This window comes from Agromyces mediolanus, assembly GCF_023715325.1.
GTDB classification, from domain to species: Bacteria; Actinomycetota; Actinomycetes; order Actinomycetales; family Microbacteriaceae; genus Agromyces; species Agromyces mediolanus_A.
In genome coordinates, this window is sequence record NZ_JAMBNX010000004.1 from 1 (window position 1) to 22,121 (window position 22,121).

General features: G+C 73.4%; 17 protein-coding genes. 8 read left to right on the forward strand and 9 right to left on the reverse strand.

The genetic code is table 11. From position 1 onward, the window contains the following. Positions 1-119 precede the first annotated feature (119 nt). Positions 120-1,115: an NAD-dependent epimerase/dehydratase family protein gene (locus M3147_RS08160; RefSeq protein ID WP_251202975.1), complete on the reverse strand. Its 996-nt coding sequence runs from the start codon at positions 1,113-1,115 to the stop codon at positions 120-122. A 152-nt stretch (positions 1,116-1,267) separates the two neighbouring features. On the opposite strand from M3147_RS08160, the gene M3147_RS08165 reads away from it, so the two are divergent. Then, entirely contained in the window at positions 1,268-3,481 is a 2,214-nt protein-coding gene (locus M3147_RS08165) for a copper-translocating P-type ATPase (RefSeq protein WP_439954194.1), read from the forward strand. A gap of 20 nt (positions 3,482-3,501) precedes the next feature. Here M3147_RS08165 and M3147_RS08170 read toward each other — a convergent pair whose 3' ends face one another. The 4 genes from M3147_RS08170 to M3147_RS08185 form a co-directional block, all read right to left on the reverse strand. Further along, on the reverse strand, positions 3,502-4,299 hold the full coding sequence (locus M3147_RS08170) for a GntR family transcriptional regulator (RefSeq protein WP_251202976.1): 798 nt from the start codon (positions 4,297-4,299) through the stop codon (positions 3,502-3,504). A 933-nt stretch (positions 4,300-5,232) separates the two neighbouring features. Continuing rightward, positions 5,233-5,847 (reverse strand): DUF305 domain-containing protein, encoded by a 615-nt coding sequence (locus tag M3147_RS08175; RefSeq protein WP_251202977.1) that lies wholly within the window; start codon positions 5,845-5,847, stop codon positions 5,233-5,235. Positions 5,848-5,934: 87 nt separating this feature from the next. After that, complete coding sequence (locus tag M3147_RS08180; RefSeq protein ID WP_251202978.1) at positions 5,935-6,354, reverse strand: DUF6153 family protein; 420 nt, start codon at positions 6,352-6,354, stop codon at positions 5,935-5,937. Between the two features lie 10 nt (positions 6,355-6,364). Beyond that, on the reverse strand, positions 6,365-9,631 hold the full coding sequence (locus M3147_RS08185; RefSeq protein WP_251202979.1) for an efflux RND transporter permease subunit: 3,267 nt from the start codon (positions 9,629-9,631) through the stop codon (positions 6,365-6,367). Between the two features lie 197 nt (positions 9,632-9,828). Between M3147_RS08185 and M3147_RS08190 the strand changes: the two genes are divergently transcribed. Continuing rightward, complete coding sequence (locus M3147_RS08190) at positions 9,829-10,962, forward strand: hypothetical protein (RefSeq protein WP_251202980.1); 1,134 nt, start codon at positions 9,829-9,831, stop codon at positions 10,960-10,962. A gap of 109 nt (positions 10,963-11,071) precedes the next feature. Next, on the forward strand, positions 11,072-12,427 hold the full coding sequence (locus M3147_RS08195; protein ID WP_251202981.1) for a chaplin family protein: 1,356 nt from the start codon (positions 11,072-11,074) through the stop codon (positions 12,425-12,427). 200 nt (positions 12,428-12,627) lie between these two features. Here M3147_RS08195 and M3147_RS08200 read toward each other — a convergent pair whose 3' ends face one another. After that, on the reverse strand, positions 12,628-15,453 hold the full coding sequence (locus tag M3147_RS08200; RefSeq protein WP_251202982.1) for an esterase-like activity of phytase family protein: 2,826 nt from the start codon (positions 15,451-15,453) through the stop codon (positions 12,628-12,630). A gap of 183 nt (positions 15,454-15,636) precedes the next feature. Further along, positions 15,637-17,097: a MocR-like transcription factor YczR gene (gene yczR, locus M3147_RS08205; protein ID WP_251202983.1), complete on the reverse strand. Its 1,461-nt coding sequence runs from the start codon at positions 17,095-17,097 to the stop codon at positions 15,637-15,639. Between the two features lie 63 nt (positions 17,098-17,160). Between yczR and yczE the strand changes: the two genes are divergently transcribed. Beyond that, complete coding sequence (gene yczE / locus M3147_RS08210; RefSeq protein WP_251202984.1) at positions 17,161-17,841, forward strand: membrane protein YczE; 681 nt, start codon at positions 17,161-17,163, stop codon at positions 17,839-17,841. A gap of 129 nt (positions 17,842-17,970) precedes the next feature. Here yczE and M3147_RS08215 read toward each other — a convergent pair whose 3' ends face one another. After that, the gene (locus M3147_RS08215) at positions 17,971-18,729 is read right to left on the reverse strand and encodes a MerR family transcriptional regulator (RefSeq protein WP_251202985.1); all 759 of its coding nucleotides are present in this window, start codon (positions 18,727-18,729) and stop codon (positions 17,971-17,973) included. 158 nt (positions 18,730-18,887) lie between these two features. On the opposite strand from M3147_RS08215, the gene M3147_RS08220 reads away from it, so the two are divergent. From M3147_RS08220 to crcB, 4 genes are all read left to right on the forward strand, one after another. After that, entirely contained in the window at positions 18,888-19,748 is an 861-nt protein-coding gene (locus M3147_RS08220; protein WP_251202986.1) for a DUF4097 family beta strand repeat-containing protein, read from the forward strand. Next, complete coding sequence (locus tag M3147_RS08225) at positions 19,745-20,359, forward strand: PadR family transcriptional regulator (RefSeq protein WP_251202987.1); 615 nt, start codon at positions 19,745-19,747, stop codon at positions 20,357-20,359. Before M3147_RS08220 ends, M3147_RS08225 begins: the two co-directional genes overlap by 4 nt. A gap of 137 nt (positions 20,360-20,496) precedes the next feature. Beyond that, on the forward strand, positions 20,497-20,916 hold the full coding sequence (locus M3147_RS08230; protein WP_251202988.1) for a FluC/FEX family fluoride channel: 420 nt from the start codon (positions 20,497-20,499) through the stop codon (positions 20,914-20,916). Beyond that, entirely contained in the window at positions 20,913-21,290 is a 378-nt protein-coding gene (crcB, locus tag M3147_RS08235) for a fluoride efflux transporter CrcB (RefSeq protein ID WP_251202989.1), read from the forward strand. Before M3147_RS08230 ends, crcB begins: the two co-directional genes overlap by 4 nt. A 190-nt stretch (positions 21,291-21,480) precedes the next feature. Here the strand turns inward: crcB and M3147_RS08240 are convergent, their stop codons facing one another. Continuing rightward, positions 21,481-22,101, reverse strand: a complete 621-nt coding sequence (locus M3147_RS08240) for a copper resistance CopC family protein (protein ID WP_251202990.1) — start codon at positions 22,099-22,101, stop codon at positions 21,481-21,483. Positions 22,102-22,121 lie beyond the last annotated feature (20 nt).

Here is a 22,121-nt window from a genome sequence, read left to right on the forward strand (position 1 = left end):
CCCACCCAACCGCTCCACCCACCGAGGGGGTCAAATTCCGACATCCGCTTCACCCTCGGACGAAGCGGATGTCGGAATCCGACCCCCTCGTGAGGGGTCGGTCTCAGGCAGACAGCGAGCTACCCGCGCGACGCGCGCAGCAACGCCACGAGCTCCCGTTCGCGTTCGGCCGTGAGGCCGGCCCGCCGCTCACGCTCGAGTCCCTGTTCGCGCTCCCACGCCAGCACGTCGGCGAGGGTCTGCTCGAGCGGTCGCGGCACGAAGCCCTCGCGTCTCGCGGCCCCGTTCGAGCGATCCTGGAACGCGTGCCAGCTCGGCTCGGCGATCCAGAGCGGGAGGGATGCCTCGCCCGACCACTGGGCGACGCCCTGCTCGACGAGCCAGCTCGGTTCCGCCTCGACCCGGTCACCGCGGAAGCCTCCGACCGCCGCGGCGGTGTCGAGCACCGCGCCGAAGGTGGAGCGGTCTCCGACGACGTTGAATGCGCCGCCGAGGCCGCGCTCGATCGCGTCGAGCGTCCAGCCGACGAGGTCGCGTACGTCGACGAGCTGGGCAGCGGCGTCGCGGATGGCCGGCACGAGCATCGGTTCGTCGCCGCGCGCCGCCCGGACGACCCAGTAGCCGCTGCGCCCGGACGCGTCGCCGGGACCCCCGATGAGCCCCGGCCGCACGAGCAGCGCCCGGTCGCCGAAGGTCTCGCGGTAGGCGAGTTCGATCGCGGACTTGGCCTCTCCGTAGCTCTCCGGATCGGACTCGTCGGCCTCGAGCGGGGGCAGCAGCTCGGCCGATTCGTCCGCGCCGGGATCGTCGTGCCGTGCGTACACGTTGCCCGAGGAGATGACGACCGCGCGGTCGACGCGCGACGCGAGCGCCGCCGCGGCCCGCCGGGCGAAGCCGGGATGGCGGGTGACGTCGATGACGGCGTCCCAGTGCCGGTCGGCCACACCGTCGTAGGCGTCGGGGAGCGAACGGTCGGCCACGACCAGACGGGCGCCCGACGCGACCTCGCCCGCTTCGCCCCGGGCGAGGCAGGTGACGCGGTGACCGCGCTGCAGCGCTTCGCGGGCGAGCTCGCGGCCGAGCCACTGAGTGCCGCCGAGGATGAGGATCTCCATGCCGTCATCCCAGCAGGGGCGGATGCCTCGGGGCCAGCGTGTTCGCGGAGCGCGGAGCACTCGCAGGGCGGGAATAGGCCCACGCACACCCCGGTTCCCCTTGCAAGTACCCCAGAGGGGTATTAATCTGGCGAGAGGACGAGGAGGGCACGATGAACGCGAGCCAGCACGACCCGCACACCGGCCACCAGGACCACGCGGGCCCCGACGCAGAACCGGCGCACGCCGGCCACGAGATGCACGGCGCCGCGGCGGAGCAGACCGCCACCGCCGAGCACGCGGGGCACGACATGAGCGGCCATGCAGGCCACGACCAGCACGCAGGGCACGACCAGCACGCGGGCCACGACATGAGCGGCCACGGCGGGCACGGCGACCACGTCGGCCAGTTCCGGCGGCTGTTCTGGATCATGCTCGTGATCGCGGTGCCGACCGTCGCGCTCAGCCCGATGTTCGCGAGCCTGATCGGCTACCAGCTGCCCGACTCGGGCATCGTGCCGTGGGTCTCGCCGATCCTCGGCACGGTGATGTACTTCTGGGGCGGCAAGCCCTTCCTCACCGGCGCCTGGTCGGAGCTGAAGGCCCGCAAGCCCGGCATGATGCTGCTCATCGGCCTCGCCATCACGGTCGCGTACTTCGCGAGCCTCGCCGCGAGCTTCGGACTCGTCAGCCACCGTCTCGACTTCTGGTGGGAGCTCGCGCTCCTCATCGTCATCATGCTGCTCGGTCACTGGATCGAGATGAAGTCGATCGCCCAGGCCTCCAGCGCGCTCGACGCGCTCGCCGCGCTCCTGCCCGACGAGGCCGAGCGCGTCGTCGACGGCCCCGACGGGCAGACCGTCGAGACGGTCGCGCCCGCCGAGCTCGCCCTCGGTGACGTCGTCATCGTCCGTCCGGGCGGGCGCGTACCCGCCGACGGCGACGTGGTCGACGGCACGGCCGACGTCGACGAGTCGATGATCACGGGCGAGTCCCGCCCCGTGCGCCGGGGCCCCGGCGACCACGTCGTCGCGGGTACGGTCGCGACCGACACGGCGATCCGCGTGCGCGTCGGAGCGGTCGGCGACGACACCGCCCTCGCCGGCATCCAGCGCCTCGTGGCGCAGGCGCAGGCGTCGAGTTCGCACGCCCAGCGCCTCGCCGACCGCGCCGCCGGCTGGCTGTTCTGGTTCGCGCTCGGCGCCGCCGTGCTCACCGCCATCGGCTGGACCCTGCTCGGCGATCCGGACGACGCCGTCGTCCGAACCATCACCGTGCTCGTGATCGCCTGCCCGCACGCCCTCGGCCTCGCCATCCCGCTCGTCGTGCAGATCGCGACCGAGCGCGCGGCGAAGGGCGGCGTGCTCATCACCGACCGGCTCGCGCTCGAGACGATGCGCACCGTCGGCGCCGTGCTCTTCGACAAGACCGGCACCCTCACGAAGGGCGAGCCCGCGGTGATGGATGCCGCGGCGGCCCCGGGCCACGAGCTCGACGAGGTGCTCGCGCTCGCGGCATCCGCCGAGTCCGACTCGGAGCACCCGCTGGCCAAGGCCATCGTCGCGGATGCCGAGCGCCGCGGCCTGCGCCGCAGCGAGACGAGCGAGTTCGAGGCCTCGGCCGCGATCGGCGTCCGCGCGGTCGTCGGCGGTCGCGTCGTGCAGGTCGGCGGACCCGGGCTGCTGCAGCGCGAGGGCGTCGAGGCGCTGCCGGCCTCCGTTCCGTGGGCCGACGGGGGTTCGACCGTGCTGCACGTGCTCGTCGACGGCGAGGTCGCCGGCGCGCTCGCGCTCGACGACGAGATCCGCCCGGAGTCCCGGGAGGCGGTCGACGCGTTGCACGCGCTCGACATCCAGGTCGTGATGATCACCGGCGACGCCGAGCCCGTCGCCCGTCGAGTCGCGGCCGAGCTCGGCATCGACCGGGTGTTCGCCGGGGTCCGCCCCGAGGACAAGGCCGCGAAGGTGCAGGAGCTCCAGCGCGAGCGGCTCAGCGTCGCGATGGTCGGCGACGGCGTCAACGACGCCCCGGCGCTCGCGCAGGCCGACGTCGGCATCGCGATCGGTGCGGGCACGGATGTCGCGATCGCCTCCGCGGGCGTGGTGCTCGCCTCGAGCGACCCGCGCTCGGTGCTGTCCGTGATCGAGCTGTCGCGGGCGAGCTACCGCAAGATGTCGCAGAACCTCTGGTGGGCGGCCGGCTACAACCTCATCTCGGTGCCGCTCGCGGCGGGCGTGCTCGCCCCCATCGGCTTCGTGCTGCCGATGTCGATCGGCGCGATCCTGATGAGCCTGTCGACCGTGATCGTGGCGCTGAACGCGCAGCTTCTGCGGCGGCTCGATCTGCGCCCGGAGGCGTCCGCGAAGGCGGTGCTCGAGCGCCGCTGAGCCGATCGAGGTGCGCGCGCTCAGTCGAGCGAGCGCACCTCGATCGGGCTCGCGGCGGTTGTGCCGGCCTCGTCGCCGTGGAATCCGGCGGCGGCGTTGTCGATCCGGAACGTCGCGAACTCCGATCGATATCGCGCCTCGGCGTACTCGACGGCGCGGCCGTGCGCATCGCGGGAGAGTCGTCGTTCACGCAGCAGGGCCGCAGCGGCCGGGATGCCGAGCGCCTCACCGTCGAGCGGGTTCGCCGCGACGGCGTCGATGGTGTGCCGCGCCTGCACGAGGCCGAAGCCGTGCCGGGCGAGTTCGGCGGACACTGAGGCATGGTCCAGGTCGAGCCCGAAGAGCACACGCCCGACGTCGGGCACGAAGCTCGCCCGCTCGATCATGATCGGCACCTCGTCGAGGAGGCGCACTCGGATGAGCTCGACGACGACGGCGCCCTCGTCGAGCTCGAGGAGACCGGCGACAGCGGATGCCGCGTGCCGACGTTCGAGCGAGAGGGTCCGGGTGCCCGGCAGCTTCCCCTCCGCTCGGGCCCAGTCGGTGAACGAGCGGAAGGTCGCGAGCGACTGCGCGGGCACGACCTTGCCGACGACGGGCGGCTTGCCGCGGCCGCCGACGATGAAGCCCTCGGCCCGGAGTGCGGCGAGCGCGCGGCGCACCGGCCCCCGAGAGGTGCCGAACTCCCGGCAGAGCGCCGCTTCGCTCGGCAGCGCCATCCCGGCCGACCAGACGCCACGTTCGATGCGCGTGCGCAGCTCGGCCCGCACCCGGTGCGAGACGGGGGACCGACGGCCCGACGGTGCGCTGATGACCATGCTCCGACGATAGAGAGCGCGGTGTCCCCCGAACCGGGTACCCGGCGACGTGGCAGTGAACACTGCGTGAACTCGGATTCGAGGCCGGGCGGTGCGCGCGCCGGGGCGGGAGGCGCTGCCACTCCGACGCGCGCCGGGGCGGGTGGCGCTGGCGCTCCGACGCGAGGGGCGGGTGGCGCTTGCGCTCCGACGCGCGCCGGGGCGGATGGCGCTGCCACTCCGACGCGCGCCGGGGCGGGTGGCGCTGCCACTCCGACGCGCGCCGGGGCGGGTGGCGCTGGCGGCGCTGGCACTGGCGCGGGCGCGGCGCTGGCGCTGGCGCTGGCGGGACATCCGTACTGGCGCATCACAGCGCAAGTGGCGCCCACGCGAACGCGCCGAGCACCGCTGCACCAGAACATGCACCGGGCGCGCCACTTCAACATCATTGCGCCACCCGTACTGGCGCGACGCGGCGGAAGTGGCGTGATCCCGGGCGTGGGTCGCCCTGACCGACCGCACCGGCACACCGGCACGCCGCCCGCCGCCCGCCGACGACGGATGGATGGATGGGAACGGAAGCAGAGGCCTGATCCCGGAATCGGCCACCGGTACGCCGAGGTCGGCGCCGTGCCGGGACGATGCCATGGATCGTGCCGCAGATGGCGCAACGCGGCGGAAGTGGCGCAAACGCGCGGGCGCCCGGCTGGCTGAAGCCAAAACCAACACCACGCGCGCCACTTCAACGTGATGGCGCCACCCGTACTGGCGCAACGCGGCGGAAGTGGCGCAATGGCTCCGGGGTGGGCAGAGCGAGGTGACCGGAAAGTGGGGATCGTGCCCCGCAGCCGGGCCCGAGCACACCAGCGGCGCACCCGGGCCCGGGCAGGCAGGCGCACCGGCACCGATACCGGACCCCGGCCAGCAGGCCGACCGGGGTCCGGGCCGCACCTGCTACGGCGCGAGCATCTCCTTCATCTCCGCGATCTCGGCGGTCTGATCCGCGATCACGGCCTCGGCGAGCTTCAGCACGTCGGCGTTCTCGCCCTTGGCGAGCGCCTCTTCGGCCATCGCGACCGCGCCCTCGTGGTGCACGATCATCTGCTCGAGGAACAGCGGACCGGCGTCCGCTCCGCTCGCCGCTTCAAGAGCGGCGAGGTCGTCGGCGGACATCATCGAGCTGTGGTCCATGCCGGCCATGTCGCCGCCGGACTGGCCCCAGTCCTCGAGCCAGCCCTCCATGCGGTCGATCTCGGGCTGCTGGGCGGCCTTGATCCGCTCGGCGAGCGCCGCGACCTCGGGGTCGAGGCCGTCCTTCGCGAGCACGAGGTCCGACATCTCGATGGCCTGCTGGTGGTGCATGATCATGCCCTGGGTGAACGCGACGTCGGCCTCGTTCGCCTCGGCGAGCTCGCTCGCCGACTCACTCGCGCCGCCGGAGCCGTTCATGCCCTCCATGCCCTCCATGCCGCCGGTGCCGGCGCAGCCGCTCAGCACGAGGAGGCCGGCGGATGCCACAGCGAGTGTCGCGAGGCGCGCAGCGGTGCGGGGGGTCAACTGAATCTTCATGGTGATCTTCTTCCATTCGTGATCGTCGCGCCGCCGGTCGGCGGCGCGCATGGCGCGGGCGTCGCGCATCGGCGACGCGGGCGCGGATCACGTCCGGCTGATCGAGAGCTCCAGCAGCGAGGGCACCGGGCGTCGGCCCGTGCTCGCGAGTCGCCGGGTGAGAGCGACGAGTCGCCTGGCACTGGAGAGTCGGAGCGGCGCTGCGGCCGCCCCGAGCAGCAGCACGGCGAGGAGGGCGAGGAGGCAGATGATGGCGGCCATGCCGTCGCCCCCCGGGTCTGCCACGATCGTGGCCGCGGCGGCCCCGGCGGCGGCTGCGACCGGCCCCGGCACCATCGGCACGGATGCCGCGGCGTGCCCGGATGCCGCGGCGGCCGCGGCGTGCGCGACGGGCATCGCATGCCCGCCGTCGTGCCCGCTCGAGCCGCCGAGCGCGTGCATGGCGAGCAGCCCGAGCAGGATGGCGGGCACGGCGATGAGCGCGAGGAGCGCCTGCCGAATACCCATACCCCCTACTTTACGGCCCGGCTGCCGCCGGCGCACCCGAACCACCCGGCGCACCCGAACCACCCGGCGCACCCGAACCAGCCGGCGCACCCGGCGCACCCGAACCACCCGGCGCACCCGAGCCGGCCGAGGCATCCGCCCCGCCGTCGCCGCCCGCGGCCCGCTTGGCCCGCCGCCGCTCGCGTCCGCCCTCGACCAGGTCGTAGAGCACCGGCAGGACGACGAGGGTCAGCGCGGTCGAGGAGATCAGGCCTCCGATCACGACGAGCGCGAGCGGCTGCGAGATGAAGCCCGAGTGCCCGGTGATGCCGAGCGCCATCGGCAGCAGCGCGAAGATCGTCGCCAGCGCCGTCATGAGGATCGGCCGCAGTCGCCTCGAGGCGCCGTGCAGCAGCGCCTCGCGCACGGTCATGCCTCGGTCGCGGTACTGGTTCACCAGGTCCACGAGCACGATCGCGTTCGTCACCACGATGCCGACGAGCATCAGCACGCCGACGAGCGAGGCGACGCCGAGCGGGATGCCGCTCACGATCTGCAGCACGATCGCTCCCGTCGCGGCGAACGGCACCGAGACGAGCAGCAGCAGCGGCTGGAGCAGCGAGCGGAACGTCGCCACCATCACCACGTACACGATGAGGATCGCCGCGAGCAGTGCCAGGCCGAGCTGCGAGAAGGACTCCGTCTGGTCGGCCGTGACGCCGCCGACGGACGCGGAGGTGCCGTCGGGCAGCTTCACGTCGGCGAGCGCCTGCGAGACCGCGGCGCTCGCGGTGCCGAGGTCGTCGCCGCCGGGCGTCGCCGAGACCGTCGCGCTGCGGAGACCGCGCACGGTCGTCACGGTCGCAGGTCCGTCGACTTGCTCGACGGTCGCGAGCGAGTCGAGCCGAACGGGGCCGGCCGCGGTCGGCACCGCCAACTGCTGGAGCGCCGCGATCGTGGTGGGCGGCTCCTCCGAGTCGAGGTAGATCGTGAGGGTCTTCTCGTCGATGACGATCGAGCCGGCGCTCTGCGGCTGCATGGCCGCCGACACGAAGCCGCCGAGCGCGACCTCCGAGTACCCGGCTTCCGCGGCCGCCGAGCGGTCGACCTCGACGGCGATGTACGGCCGCCCCTCCGAGAGGTTCGAGGTGACCTGGGCGAGGGAGTCGAGGTCGCCGAGCTCCTGCACGACGGCGTCGGTCGCGGTGCGCAGGTCCTCGGCGTTCGAGGCGGTGATGTCGACCTCGATGTCGTTCGAGGCGCCGAACCCGCTCGCGGCGGAGAGGGTGACCTCGCCGACGTCCTGGAGGTCGTCGAGCTCGCCCCGCACGGTCGCCTGCAACGCGTCCTGGTCGGCCGACTCGTCGGTCGTCACCGAGTAGGTGACGGTCGCCGCGCCGCCGCCGAGCAACGCGGACAGCCCCCGCCCGCCGGAGCCGATCGAGGTCTGCACGGTGTCGACGCCCGTCGTGTCGAGCAGCACCTGCTCGACCGGCTCCGAGGCGGCGTCGAGCGCGTCGAGGCTGGTGCCGACCGGGAGCTCCTGCGTGACCTGGAAGGTGTTCTGCCCCGAGGAGCCGAGGAAGTTGGTCTTCATCAGCGGCGTGAGGGCGATCGTGCCGCCGAGCACGAGCACCGCGAGCAGGATGGTGGTCACCCCGTGCTTCAGGGTCCAGTGGATGATCGGCAGGTAGCCGCGCTGGAGTCGCGAGGGATGCTCCAGCTCGTCGGGTCCGGCCGACGACCCGGCGGCGGATGCCTCGTCGATGAACGCGGCGGCCGAGGCATCCGAGCCGTCGTGCTTGTGCACCTTCGCGGGCTTCAGGAACCAGTACGCGAGCACCGGCACGATCGTGAGCGCCACGAGCAGCGAGGCGAGGAGCGCGATCGTGACGGTCAGCGAGAACGGCCGGAACAGCTCGCCCGTCACTCCTTCCACGAGCGCCATCGGCAGGAACACCGCGACGGTCGTGATCGTCGATGCGGTGATCGCCCCGGCGACCTCGCGCACGGCGCGCACGATCGTCTCCGCCTTGTCCACTCCGGCGACGAGGTGCCGCTTGATGTTCTCGATGACGACGATCGAGTCGTCCACGACGCGGCCGATCGCGATCGTCAGGGCGCCGAGCGTGAGGATGTTGAGCGTGTAGTCGGCCGCCTGCAGCCCGATGAAGGTGATCAGCACCGAGGTCGGGATCGAGATCGCGGTGACGAGCGTCGCGCGCACGGAGAGCAGGAACACGAGGATCACGATCACGGCGAACACGAGGCCGAGCAGGCCCTCGGTCGCGAGCGACTCGATCGACTGCTCGATGTACGGCGCCTGGTCGAAGACGACGGTGAACGTCGCGCCGGGGTTCGTCGTGTCGAGCGAGGACTCGAGGTCGGGCAGCAGCGCCTTGACGGCGTTCGACACCTCGACGGTGTTCGCGGCGGGCAGCTTGGTCACGGAGATCGTGAGCGCGGGCTCGCCGTTCACGCGGGAGATGCTCGACACGGGGTTCTCGGCGAGGGCCACCGTGGCGACGTCGCCGATGGTCGGCGGCATCGCGCCGGGCTGCCCGATGAGCGGCAGCGCGGCGATGTCGTCGACGCTGCCGAGCCGCGTGCCCGACTGCACCGCGAACGTGCGGTCGCCCTCGGTGATCGTGCCAGCGGGCACGAGCACGCCGTTCTGCGAGAGGGCGTCTCGGATCGCCTGCACGCTGAGGCCGCGGGCGGCGAGGGCCGAAGGATCCGGCGTGATGTTCACGCGCTGCCCGACGTCGCCGACGAGGGTCGCGTCGCGCACGCCGTCGACGTCGGTGATCTCGCCGAGCGTGGTGCGGCTGATCTCGTCGGAGAGCGCGGCGGTGTCGTCGGCACCGGTGACGGCGAGCTGCACGACGGGGAAGTCGTCGAGGGAGAGCGCGACGACCTGCGGGTCGACGTCGTCCGGCAGCGATTGCTGGATGCGGTTCACCGCGGAGAGCAGCTTCTGCTCGGCGAAGGCGAGGTCGGTGCCGTAGGTGAAGCTCGCGGTGACCCGCGAGAGGCCGGTCGAGCTCGTCGTCGAGGTCGATTCGAGGCCGGTGATGCCCTGGATCGCGGTCTCGATCGGCGTCGAGACATCGGCGTCGACCACGTCGGGCGAGGCGCCCGGGTAGCTCGTCACGATCGAGAGCTGCGGGAAGGCGATCGACGGGGCGAGCTCCTGCTTGAGGCTCGTGAGCGAGAGGGCGCCGAAGATCGCCACCACGATCGTGACGAGGGCGATGAGCGCACGGTTGCGCATGCTGAGCTTCGCGAGCAGGTGCATGCGCACGATTCTCGCAGTCAGACTCGATCGGAAAGGTCACGGTTCGCTGAATCGGCGCCGCGTCACCCCGTGCGACCCGCCGGCGGCGCGCGTTCGGGGGTGGTTCCGGATGCCTCGTGGGACACGCTGTCCCCCGTTCGGGGGTTGCTCGAGGCATCCTCAGGGCGTATGTTCGGCTGCACCGGGGGGTGATCGGAATGGCCGATCTGATCGTTGCACGGCGGACGCCGCTGCAGCGCCCTGCGCTCCGAATCGCCCTCGCCGGCGCGGCCGTCTCCGCCGCATGGCTCGCGATCTCGCTCTTCACCGGCGCCTCGGGCGCGTCCGCCGAAGAGGCGGCGCCGTCCCCGAGCAGCGGCACGTCGAGCTCGAGCGGCTCCGGCCTGCTCGGTGCGGTCGGCTCGGTGCTCGGCACCGTCGGCGGCGTCACCGGCGCGGTCGGCGACACGCTCGACCAGGTCGTCGGCACCGTCACGGCTCCCGTGAACCAGGTGCTCGAGCCCGTGGTCGAGGTCGCTCCGGCGCCGGTCGCGGAGGTCGTCGAGCAGGTTTCTGCAGTCGTCGACACGGCCACGGACACCGCGAACACGGTCGTCGACACCGTCGACGAGACCGTCGCAGCGACCGTCGGGGCCGTGGGCGGGGCCGCCAGCGGGATCGCCGGCGGCGGCACGGTCGGCGGCGTGGTCTCGCCCGTCGCCGGGGCCGTCGACGACCTGGTCGGCAAGCTCCCCGTCGTCGGCGGCCTGCTCGGCCCGGCGCCCGTCGGAGGCCTCCTGAACCCCGTCGCCGGGGCAGTCGACGGCACGCTCGGCGCGGTCGTCGGCTCGATCGGCACGCTGCCCGAGGGCGGCGTGCTCCCGCAGCTGCCGAACGTTCCGCTGCTGCCGGGGACGCCCACCGTCCCGGGCGGACCAGGCATCCCCGGAGGTCCGGGCGAGCCTGCGCCGGGCGCGATCACGAGCCCGCCGCCACCGGGCGGTCATCCGCCGCCCGCCCCGCCGGCCCTCGTCGGCTCGGCCGCCGGCCCGTCGGCTCAGGCCGGCCATGCTCCGCCCTCCTGGCTCGGCGACGCCGCGAGCGCCCAGTTGCGCACACCGAACGACTCCTCCCCGCCGAGCGCGCCGGGTTCCGGCGTCCCGTTCGCCCCCGCCGTCGGCGGCGGTGCGGGTGGCGGAGCGGCCGGCTCCGGTTCGGCCGGGGCATCCGCGACCTCCGACGGGGCGTACGCCGCCGTCGAGCACGAGGCGAGCGCCTCGCGCGCCCTCGACGCCGTGAACGACGAGCTGCCCTCGTCGCCGGTGTTCGAGACCGACACCACCCCTGACTGACGGGAACCGCCGTCCGTTCGGCCGCGCTGCTGCGCGCCGGCGGGCACACGGTCACTCCGCTCCGGCGCGCGCCGGGGCGTCGATTCCCACACAGTCAGGAGAACTGATCATGAATCTCAAGCGACTCGCCGTGAGGGCGCTCTATGCGACCCTCGTCACCGGGGGGCTCACGCTCCTCGGCGCCGGCGTCGCGCACGCTGCGGACACCAGCGGCGACGACGGCATCCTGTCCGGCTCCCAGGCCGGCATCTCGGTCGATCTCCCGATCACGCTCGGCGGCAACGCCATCAGCGTGCTCGGCGACTCGAGCTCCAGCGACGCGAGCACGGAGTCCGCGCCCGCGCCGGCTCCCGCAGAAGCGGCCCCGGCCGATGCGGCACCCGCCGCGGAGGCCACCACCTCCGGGGACGACGGGGTCGGTTCGGGCACCCAGGCACTCATCGACGTGAACATCCCGATCACGCTCGGCGGGAACGCGATCAGCGTGATCGGCGACAGCGAGTCGACGGATGCCTCGACCGAGGTCGCTCCGACGGGGACCTCGACCGGCGCGGGCAGCGCACCGGCCGAGACCAGCGGCAGCGACAGCCTCCTGGGCGGCACCCAGGGCCTCATCGACGTCGCCGTCCCGGTGACGGTCGGCGGCAACGCCATCTCGGTGATCGGCGACAGCTCGTCCGACGGCGCCGGCACGACGGTCGCGGGGGGCGCGGGCAGCGCGCCGGCCGCGGGCGAGGGCGGCTCGACCTCCGGCGACGACTCCATCCTCGGCGGCACCCAGCTGCTCGGCGGAGTGGGCGTGCCGGTGACGGTCGGCGGCAACGCGATCAGCGTGATCGGCGACAGCGAGTCGACGGATGCCTCGACCGAGGTGACCGGCGGCACCGGCGCGGGCAGCGCACCGGCCGAGACCAGCGGCAGCGACAGCATCCTGGGCGGCACGCAACTGCTGCCCTCGATCGGCGTGCCGGTGACGGTCGGCGGCAACGCCATCTCCGGGGTCGGCGACAGCACCTCGACGGACGCCTCGACCGAGGTGACCGGCGGCACCGGTACGGGCGGCACGCCCGCCGAGACCAGCGGCCTCGGCGGACTGCTCGGCGGCACGCAGCTCGTGCCCGGCCTCTCGTTGCCCATCACGGTGGGCGGCAACGCCATCTCCGTGATCGGGGACAGCGAGACGGACGGGCCGACGACGGTCGTCGGTCCGCCGACGACCCCGACGACGCCCACCACGCCGACGACCCCCACCACGCCCACCACACCCACGACCCCGACCACGCCGACCACGCCGTCGACGCCGGCCGGGAACGGCGGTGACGGCGGAGGCGCGACGATGGTCGCCGCCGAGGGCACGACGGGGCTCGCCAGCACCGGGGTCGACGGGTCGATCCTGTGGGCCGCGCTCGCGCTGCTCGCACTCGGGCTGGTGCTCGTCGCACGGCGCCGCTTCGCCCGCAACTGAATACCCGGGGCCCGGGCTCCCGCCCGGGCCCCGAAACCCCAGACTCCCGGTCGCCAGCACGGTCGACCGGGTGGCCGGATCCGTCCGGCCGGAGTCGGGGCGGTGACATCCCCCCGTCGCCGCCCCGCACTCCCCTGCCCGCAGCACCCCACCGACTTGCCCGACTTTCATGAATGTCGGGCAACTCGAGAGGCTGCGGCTCAGACCTCGCGGCGGCGACGCGCGACGAGGAGGGCGGCTCCGCCGCCGAGGAGCACGAGCAGCGCGGCGCCGGCGAGCCAGCCGCCGTCGAAGCCCGTGTCCGCGAGCGAACCGTCGGCGCCAGCGCCGGCGCCGGTACCGCCGGTGCCACCGCCCGTGCCGCCGCCGGATCCGCCGGGCGCTGCCGTCACGGTGAGCTCGGCCTCGACCTCACTGCCGTCGCTTGCGATCGCCACGAGGTGGTGCGCACCGGGCGCCGTCGTCGCGGGGATCTTCGCCGAGAAGCTCAGCGCCCCTGCCCCGTCGGCCTCGGCCGAGCCGAGGGCGAGCGGCGTGCTGCGCAGCTCGAAGCGCACCGTGTCGCCGGGCACGAAGCCGGCGCCGGTCACGCTGACCGTGCCACCCGCCGCCACCGTCGAGACGCCGAGCGCGAGGCTCGCCTCGCCGGGCTGCGGCTCCTCGTCGCCCGGGAAGACCTCGTCGGCCTGCCCGAGGCGCAGGAACACCGTCTCGCCCGTGGCATCCTTCAGGCCGTCGTTGTCGGTCACCGCGTAGAGCGCCCCGTCGGCCGCCTTGGCGAAGCCCTCGAGCTTCTCCTGCGTCCAGCCGCCCGTCGCGCGGAGCGCCGGCAGCACGTCGACGGCGGTCGACTTCTCGAGCATCGGGAGTGCGCCGGCGAGGCCGGCGAGCCCAGCGGCATCCGCCGGGATGTCGACCCGGGTGACCCGCTTCACCTGCGCGGCCGGGCCGTTCAGCTTGTCGCGCTCGATGATCGCGAAGGTGTCGTCGTCGATCGCGGTGATCTCGGAGAGGCCGAGCCAGTCGCCCGCGACCGCGGTGTGCTCGAGGCGGTAGCCGAACCAGCTCCACGCTCCCGTCGCCGGGTCGAGCCGGCCGATGCGGGCCACGTCGTCGCCCTCGACCGCGCCCGCTGCGGGGTTCGCCGGGTCGGTCCACAGCGGCCGCTGCAGCACCGCCCAGACCCGGAGGTCCGCGCCGGTGCCGGTCGTCGTCACGCCCTCGAAGCCCCACTTGCCGACGTGCGCCGCGATCTCGGCGGGCAGCGGGAAGCGGTCGACGACGGCGCCCGTGGCATCCGTGCGCTTCAGCATGTTCCCTGCGCCGTTCGCGCCCTCGACCGCGAGCCAGAAGCCGCCGCCCTCGGCGACCGCGAGCCCTTCGACGTCGAGCGCGGCGGGCGCGCCGCCCTCGCTGATCGCGAGCGAGCCCGTGATGCGGGCCGGGGTCTGCGACACGTCCACCGTGTACACCGTCGCGGGCGAGAGCACGGCGTCGCTCGCGGCGTACACGCGCGAGGCATCCGTCGGGTCGCCGGCCAGGGCGCCGAGCGCCGACCAGCCGATCGGGGCGCCGCCGACGACCTCCGAGACGAGGCTCGGCTGCGCCGCGGCGCCGGCTGGCGCCTGGGCGGCCGCGTCGCCGAAGGCGTACACGTTCACCGAGGCGCGCACGCCGGCCGCGGCGTCGTCGGTCTCGCTCGAGACGACGAGGAGGTCGCGCTCCGGCACGGGCAGGATGCCCTCCGGACCGTTCGTCGAGAACAGCAGCTGACGGAAGGCCGGGGATGCCGGGTCGCTGACGTCGTACACGGCGACGAAGTTGGAGCGCTCGCTCGCGACGAAGGCGTAGGGCACGCCGTCGAACTCCGCGACCGAGATCCCCTCGGGCTCCGCGCCCTTCTTCGCCGCACGGTCCTCGTTGTGCAGACCGTGCTGGACGGCGAGGTTCGCGAAGGTGTTGCCCGCGTCCCAGACCACGGCGCCGTCGGCGGCGTCGAAGACGGTCCAACCGCGGGTGCCGCCCTTCCAGTCGCCCTCGTTCGCGGTCGCGAGGCGGTCGTCGCCGATCCAGGCGATGGCGTCGGGCTCGCGCGGGGTCGCCGGGATCGAGCCCGAGAGGTCGATCCGCCCATCCTTCGTCACGTCGATGCCGCCGACCGCGACCGATCCCGCGGAGAAGGCGCGGGTGACCTCGAGCGTCGGCAGGTCGATGATCGCGATGCCGTTGTTCTCCTGCAGGGTCACGGCGAGCTCGTTGCGCGAGTTGATCGTGACGTACTCGGGCTCCGGGTCCTGCGGGGTGTCGAGGCCGGCGGCGGCCATCACCGGGATCGGCGCGCCGGTCTCGTCGACGAACGGCACGGCGTCGACCGTCCACGCGGCGGGGTCGGCCGGGTCGACGAGGCCGAGCACCTGCACGAAGCCGGCGGGCAGCTGCGGGAGATCGCCCGTCTTGCCACCGGCGGGCGTGAAGTCCTCGTCGCGCTGGTTCTCCATCGCGATGGCGGCGTACGCGCCGTCCTTCGAGATCGCGATCGAGTCGGGCTGGCCGCCGAGGTCGATCGAGCGCACCACGCTGCGGTCGCTCGCGCGGAGCACGTCGACGCGGCCCTTCGGGTTCACGAAGTCGCCGCCGGTCTCGTCGACGACGACGAGCACGAAGTCGCCGTAGGCGGCGACCGAGGTCGGCTGGTCGTCGGCGTGGCCGAGCTCGGCGAGCTCGACGGTGCCCGTGCCGACGGGGTTGACCGGGTCGCTCACGTCGAGGAAGCCGATGCGCTTGCCGAGCGCATCGGTGTAGACGACCGTGCCGTCGTCGGTGATCGTCGAGATCTCGGCGACGGTGGCGGCGGCCGGGTCGACGCCGGCGGGCACGTTCTGGAAGACGGGGTACGTCGCGGTGCGGACGAACGCGCTGGGCGCGGGGGCCGCGGCGGCGGCGATCGCGCCGCTCGACACGAGCCCGGCGGCGGCCAGGCAGGCCACGGCGAGCGCGGCGGCGGACAGGGGACGGCGAGCGGGCATGCGGGCACTCCGGTGGGTCGCGACGGGCGGGGGTTCGGCGCCAGCGTGCTGGCGCCCGATGGCCCGGGAGTGCCCGTCGGGTGTCGCGCGGGCGTCCGGGCGGTGTCCGCTCGGTGAATCGCGCCGGGTCGGCGCTGCGTGCCGGCGGGCGCCGCGCCCGCGCTGCGCTGAGCTGCGCTGCGGCTAGACGACCTCGGCGAGCAGACCCGCCTCGGGCCCGGCCGTGCCGGGCAGGGCGAGCCAGGCCCGGGACAGCGCCTGCACCGCCTCGTCGATCGTCTCGGGCGGCAGGCAGATGGGCAGCCGCAGGTAGCGCTCGAACGCGCCGTCGATACCGAAGCGCGGTCCGGCGGCGATGAGCAGGCCCTGCGCGCGGGCGGCGAGCGCGAGCTGCGAGCTGACCGGCGCTCCGAGGCCGATCCAGGTGGCGATGCCGCCGTCGACGTGCGGCACGTGCCAGCTCGGGAACGCCTCGGCCAGCCGCGCTTCGAGGAGGTCGCGGCCGTGGCGGAGCTCGGCGCGGCGGAACGTGAGGATCTCGTCCATGCCGCGCACCAGCCGGGTCGCGATGAGCTGCTCGAGGATGGGCGTGCCGAGGTCGCCCGGCGCGCGGATCGCGACGAGCCGGCGGATGAGCGCGGGCTCGGCGCGGATCCAGCCGACGCGGATGCCGCCCCACGCCGTCTTGCCGAGCGAGCCGACGAGCACGGCGGACCCGGCGGGTCCGTACGCGGCGAACGGGCGGAGCGCCGCCTCGCGGTCGAGGTCGAGCTCGGCGGTCGTCTCGTCGGCGATGATCACGGCGCCCTGGCGGGCCGCCGCGTCGAGCACCCGCTCACGGCCGTGCTCGTCGAGCGAACGGCCGGTCGGGTTCTGGAAGTCGGGCATCAGGTACGCCGTCGAGGGGTTGGCGTGGCCGAAGGCACGGACGAGCGCGCCCACCTCGTCGTCGACGTCGAGGCCGCCCGCGTCGTGCGGGGCGACCGGCACGGGCACGAGCCGGGCGCCCGCCGCGCGCAGCGCCTCGTACGCATGCGGGTAGGTGGGAGCCTCGATGACGGCGCGGTCGCCCCGGCCGACGAGCACCTTCGAGAGCAGCCCGATCGCGTGCTGCGCGCCGATCGTCACCATGACCTGCTCGGGCGCGGTGGGCAGGCCGCGCGCGGTGTACCGATCGGCGATCGCGAGGCGCAGCTCGGGCAGTCCGACCGGATCGAAGCCGGAGCCGCCGAGCTGGGCGGGCAGCTCCTCGACGGCGTCGCGGGCCACGTCGGCGAGCCAGGGCAGCGCAGGCGGCGCGGCCTTCGACAGGTCGAGATGCTCGGCCGCGGGCGGCGCGGGCAGCACCGCGGGCGCGCCGGGAAGCCGGGTGACGCTGCCCGAGCCGCGGACGCTCCGCAACAGGTCCTGCTCGCGCAGGCGCCGGTACGCCGCGGCGACCGTGGTGCGGCTCGCGCCGAGCCGTTCGGCGAGCTCCCGCTCGGCGGGCAGCCGGGTGCCGACGCTCACCCGGCCGTCGAGCACGAGCAGGCGCACGCGGTCGGCGAGGGCGGCATAGGCCGGACCGCTCGGCCCGGTGCCGCCGTCGCGCCAGTCGCCGAGGAGGGTCACGAGCGCGCGTGCGCTGATCGAGGCATCCGCCATGCGATCCACTTTAGGAGAATTGGCATCTTGTCAACAGTCCAATCCTGGAATTGGATGGCTGTCATGCTCCGCCGGATCCCTCAGCTGCTCATCGGCCTCGTCCTCTACGGCATCGCCGACGCCATGATGATCCGCGCGGCCCTCGGCGTCGACCCGTGGACGGTCTTCGCCCAGGGCCTCTCCCACCTCACCGGCCTCGGCATCGGCTGGCTCACGAACATCGTCGGCCTGCTCGTGCTGCTGCTGTGGATCCCGCTGCGGCAGCGCCCGGGCCTCGGCACCGTACTGAACATCCTGCTGATCGGACCGAGCATCGAGCTCGGGCTCTGGCTCATCCAGACGCCGCCGGAACTCTGGCAGCGCATCCTGCTCTTCACGGGCGGCCTGCTGCTCCTCGCCGTGGCGAGCGGCCTCTACATCGGCAGCCGCTTCGGGCCCGGCCCGCGCGACGGGCTGATGACCGGCATCCACGCCCGCACCGGCTGGCCGATCTGGGTCGGCCGCACCATCGTCGAGGTGACCGTGCTCGCGATCGGCTGGCTGCTCGGCGGCGACGTCGGCTTCGGCACCGTCGCGTTCGCGATCCTCATCGGGCCGCTCTGCGGCGTCACCCTGCCGCTCCTCGCCGTGCGCGAGCGCCGCCCGGTGGGCTCCGCCGGCGGTGCGCTCGCCGCTACGGGACCGACGGATGCCTCGCCCGAACCGGTCGCGCCGACGCATCCGCCCGCCGCCGCGCCGCACTGAACGGCGCCCCATCGACCGCTGCGGCCCCCAGGCCGGGACACCTCGGGGGCCGCAGCGCACCCGCACCCAAACGTCGAGTTGCCCGACTTTCATGAAAGTCGGGCAACTCGGAGTAGGAAGCGGCGCGGGTCAGAGCTCGCGCTCGGCGTAGCTGCGCAGCGCGTCGCGGACGAACTCCGCGCCGGCCTGGCCGCCGTAGTTCGCGCCGAAGCGCGGGTCTGCGACGTACATCTCGCCGAGGCCGAGCACGTAGCCCGCGACGTCTCCGCCGGGGACCGCAGCGGGCGTGCCCGGCACACCCGTCAGCCACTCGACGTGGCGCTTCGCGAGCGCCTGCGCCTCGGCGCCGTCGGGCGCGAGGCCCGATCCGGCCGCTGCGATCCAGTCGCGGGAGAGCTCGGCCGTGCGGGCCTTCCACTCGCGCTGACCGGCCTCGCCGAGTCCGCGCCACCAGCGGTCGCCGGCGGCGTACGCCTCGGCGCCCCATCGCTGTTCGACCTCTGCCTGATGCACGGTGTGGTCGAAGCCGTCGAACATCTCGTCTGCCATCAGTCGTTCACCTCCTTCCAATGCGGTGATCGTCTTCTCGACCGACGCGATCTGCCGCGCCAGCCGGCCCTGCTCCTGCCGCAGCCAGCCGAGATGCGCCCCGAGGGCGCGCGCCTCGTCGGCGTCACCCTCGAGCACCTCGGCGATGGCGGGCAGGCCGAGCCCGAGCTCGCGCAGCAGCAGGATCCGTTGCAGCCGCACGAGCGCGCGCTCGTCGTAGTGGCGGTAGCCGTTCCCGGCGACCCTCGTGGGCGCGAGCAGGCCGATGTCGTCGTAGTGCCGCAGTGTGCGGCTCGTCGTCCCGGCGAGCTTCGCGATCTCTTGAATCGACCAGTCCACGTCTCAACCTCCGGATTCACCGTAGAACTTGACGTTACGTCAAGGTCAAGCGGGACCGCCTGAGTGTTCGCCCACACCGCTTGCACACGGGCAAGACGCGATATATCGTGTCCTACGTAAACGCGATATATCGCGTCATCGTCCAGCAAGGAGCCGCAATGTCCATCGAGAAGTGGGTGATCGCCCCCGGCGAGTCCCGGATCATCGACCTCGAGCTCGTCCGCAAGCTCAAGGTCAGCCTCATCGGCGGCAAGGTCGACGTCATCGCGCACGACGAGCCCGGCGCCCGCGTCGAGGTCTCGACCGTCACGGGCAAGGAACTCGCCGTCTCCATCGACGGCGACGTGCTCGAGATCGACCACCCCCAGCTGCGCTGGGACAACTTCATCGAGGCCTTCAAGGGCTGGGCGGGCAACGCCAAGGCCGAGGTCTCGATCCTCGCCCCGCGCCACGTCGTGCTGCAGCTCGGTGTCGTCTCCGGCGACGCCCTCGTATCCGGCTTCGACGGCGACGCCAAGCTCAGCACCGTCTCCGGCGAGCTCGTCATCGACAACCACGACGGCGACCTCGAGCTGTCCGGCGTCTCCGGCGAGATCTCGGTCGGCAACCACGTCGGCCGCATCACCGCCCACACCGTGTCGGGAGACATCATCGCCACCGGCGAGATCACGAGCTTCAACGCCGACTCCGTGTCGGGCAACATGATCGTCGACGCGCACGGCACCCCCGACCGCATCGACACGAACACCGTCTCGGGCGATCTCACCGTGCGCTTCGCCGGCGGCGCCGGCGCCCGCTACCGCATCAACACCGTCGCCGGCACGCTCGTGCTCGACGACATCACCGTGAAGGGCATGCGCGGCAAGGGCTTCGAGCGCGTCGTCGGCGAGCTCGCCGGCACCTGGCTCGACCTCGGCGCCAACAGCGTCTCGGGCAACATCTCGGTGCTGCGGCGCACGGTCGCGGAGACGACGGATGCCTCGGCCGCGGCATCCTCGAGCGACGAGGCATCCCGATGACCCCGCCGGTCTTCGCGCACGGCAGCCTGCGCCTCTACCTGCTCGCCCTCCTCGAGGAGCGGCCGCGGCACGGCTACGAACTCATCCAGGCGCTGTCGGAGCGCTTCGGCGGCACCTACTCCCCGAGCGCCGGCACCATCTACCCGCGCCTCGCGAAGCTCGAGGAGGAGGGGCTCGTCACGAAGACGAGCGACGGCCGCAAGTCGATCTACGAGATCACCGACGCCGGCCGGGCCGAGCTCGACGCCAGGCGGCACGAGCTCGACGACATCGAGAACGACGTCACCGACTCGGTGCGCCGGCTCGCGCAAGACGTGAGGCAGAACGTCGACGACGCGATGCGCTCCCTCCGCGCCGAGCTCGCGAGCGCCGCCCGCGAGGCGAAGCGCTCCGCGACGAGCGTGCGCGGCGAGACCGTGAACCTGCACGCCGACTCGAACCGCGCCGTGCACGAGGCCGACGTGGTGCTGAACGAGTTCCGTCAGCAGCTGCGCACCGAACTGCGCCGGCAGGCGAGCCGCGGCCGGGTCGCCCCCGCCACCGTCGACCTGCTGCGGGCCCGGCTCGCCGAGGTGCGCGCCGAGGTGCTCGGAACCTTCGCCGAACGCTGACGGCCCCCTGGCCCGTTCCTGGTCCCCTGAGCCCGTTCCTGGCTCCCTGAGCCCGTCGAAGGGAACCCGCCTGCCCTGAGCTCGTCGAAGGGTCGAAGGGAACGCGCCGAACGCAACCCGAGCGCTACCCTCGACACGTGCGCAACATCCTCGCGGTCGCCGTCGGCGGGCTCCTCGGCACCGGACTGCGCCTCGTCTTCGACCTCGCCTTCCCGCACGCCGACCACGAGTTCCCACTCGAGACGCTGATCGTGAACCTCGTCGGGGCGTTCGCGCTCGGCTGGCTCGCCGGCGGCCTCTGGCGCCGCCCCGCGACCCCCGCGTGGCTGAAGGCCGGTGTCGGCTCGGGCGTGCTCGGCTCGTTCACGACCCTCTCGGCGGTGATGGCCTCCCTCGTCGTGCTCGAGCGCGAGGGCGCGCACCTCACCGCGGCGCTCTACCTGGTGATCTCGGTGATCGCGGGGCTCGCGGCCGCTGCCGCGGGCCTCTGGCTCGGATCGCGGATCGCCCGCCGCCGCATGCCCGACACGATCACCGATTCGGGGGAGACGCTGTGACCGCGCTCAGCCCACTCGTCATCGCGACCGTGCTCGTCGCGGGCAGCCTCGGCGCCGTCATCCGGTATCTGCTGTCGCGACGGTATCCGGTGCGACCGGGCCACCTCCCCGGCGGCATCCTGATCGTGAACGTCGTCGGCTCCGCGGTCGCGGGCATCGCCCTCGGCCTCGCCGAACGCGCCGCGCTCTCGGCCGACTGGCGCCTCATCATCCTGACCGGGTTCTGCGGCGGCCTCACGACCTTCAGCACGTGGAGCGTCGAGACGATCGAGCTCATCGACGGCGGTCGCTGGCGCGCGGCGCTCCTGAACGTCTTCGTGACCCTCGTGCTCGGCTTCGCCGCGGCCGGCGCCGGCTACCTCCTGGCCCGCTGACCGCCCGCCCGACATCCGGCACGGCGCCCCGCCCGCGCGAGTCGCACGACGATCCGGCCGAGGCGCCCCCTGCTGCGGCGCGCCGGCGCATCCGTCGTGCAACTCGCTCACCACCCGCTCGCCCCACCCCTCGAGTTGCCCGACTTTCATGAAAGTCGGGCAACTCGAGGGGGAGGGGCAGGCAGCTTGGCTAGGCGTTCGGGTCGCGGCGGCGGGCCCGGGCGAAGACGACGAGCGCGGCGACGAGTGCCGCGACGCCGACGAGGCCGCCCGCGATGCCGGCGACGGCCCAGCCGTCGGGGCCGGCGGATGCCTCGTCCTGCCCCTCGGCGGCCGTGTCGTCGAGCCCGTCGCTCGCCGCCGTGTCGTGCGGCGCCTCCTCGGTCCAGGCGCCGGTCGCGTCCGGTCCGACGCCGAAGTCGATCGTGCCGTCGATGACGTGCCCGTCGCTCGAGACCGCGCGCCAGCGGACCTGGTAGTCGCCGGAGAGGTCGGCGGGCAGCGTCGCGGTCACGTCGGGGCCGGCGACGACGGCCTCACCCGAGTCGATGACCTCGCCGTGGTGGTCGACGACCTCGATCGCGGTGCCCACGGGGATGATGTCGTCCGAGAAGGTGAGCTTCACCTCGGCGGGCGAGGCGTCGAGCACCTGGCCGGGCTCCGGGCTCGATGCGATGAGCTCGTCGTGCGCCGAGGCCGATTGGGCGTTCGCGAGGCCGAGCCAGGCGCCCGCGGCGAGCGCGATCACGCCGAGGGCGAGCAGCCGGCGGGGCGAGATGGCCGGGGCCGTGGTGGTGGCAGTGCGGTGCATGGAATATCCCGTCTTCAATG

Bases quoted from the DNA above. Each gene is read 5' to 3' on its own strand.
- yczR (WP_251202983.1), bottom strand. From the start codon at position 17,097: ATGGCGGATGCCTCGATCAGCGCACGCGCGCTCGTGACCCTCCTCGGC.
- M3147_RS08225 (WP_251202987.1), top strand. From the start codon at position 19,745: ATGACCCCGCCGGTCTTCGCGCACGGCAGCCTGCGCCTCTACCTGCTC.
- M3147_RS08200 (WP_251202982.1), bottom strand. From the start codon at position 15,453: ATGCCCGCTCGCCGTCCCCTGTCCGCCGCCGCGCTCGCCGTGGCCTGC.
- M3147_RS08185 (WP_251202979.1), bottom strand. From the start codon at position 9,631: ATGCACCTGCTCGCGAAGCTCAGCATGCGCAACCGTGCGCTCATCGCC.
- M3147_RS08175 (WP_251202977.1), bottom strand. From the start codon at position 5,847: ATGAAGATTCAGTTGACCCCCCGCACCGCTGCGCGCCTCGCGACACTC.
- M3147_RS08220 (WP_251202986.1), top strand. From the start codon at position 18,888: ATGTCCATCGAGAAGTGGGTGATCGCCCCCGGCGAGTCCCGGATCATC.
- M3147_RS08160 (WP_251202975.1), bottom strand. From the start codon at position 1,115: ATGGAGATCCTCATCCTCGGCGGCACTCAGTGGCTCGGCCGCGAGCTC.
- M3147_RS08195 (WP_251202981.1), top strand. From the start codon at position 11,072: ATGAATCTCAAGCGACTCGCCGTGAGGGCGCTCTATGCGACCCTCGTC.
- M3147_RS08165 (WP_439954194.1), top strand. From the start codon at position 1,268: ATGAACGCGAGCCAGCACGACCCGCACACCGGCCACCAGGACCACGCG.
- M3147_RS08170 (WP_251202976.1), bottom strand. From the start codon at position 4,299: ATGGTCATCAGCGCACCGTCGGGCCGTCGGTCCCCCGTCTCGCACCGG.
- M3147_RS08240 (WP_251202990.1), bottom strand. From the start codon at position 22,101: ATGCACCGCACTGCCACCACCACGGCCCCGGCCATCTCGCCCCGCCGG.
- M3147_RS08180 (WP_251202978.1), bottom strand. From the start codon at position 6,354: ATGGGTATTCGGCAGGCGCTCCTCGCGCTCATCGCCGTGCCCGCCATC.
- yczE (WP_251202984.1), top strand. From the start codon at position 17,161: ATGCTCCGCCGGATCCCTCAGCTGCTCATCGGCCTCGTCCTCTACGGC.
- M3147_RS08190 (WP_251202980.1), top strand. From the start codon at position 9,829: ATGGCCGATCTGATCGTTGCACGGCGGACGCCGCTGCAGCGCCCTGCG.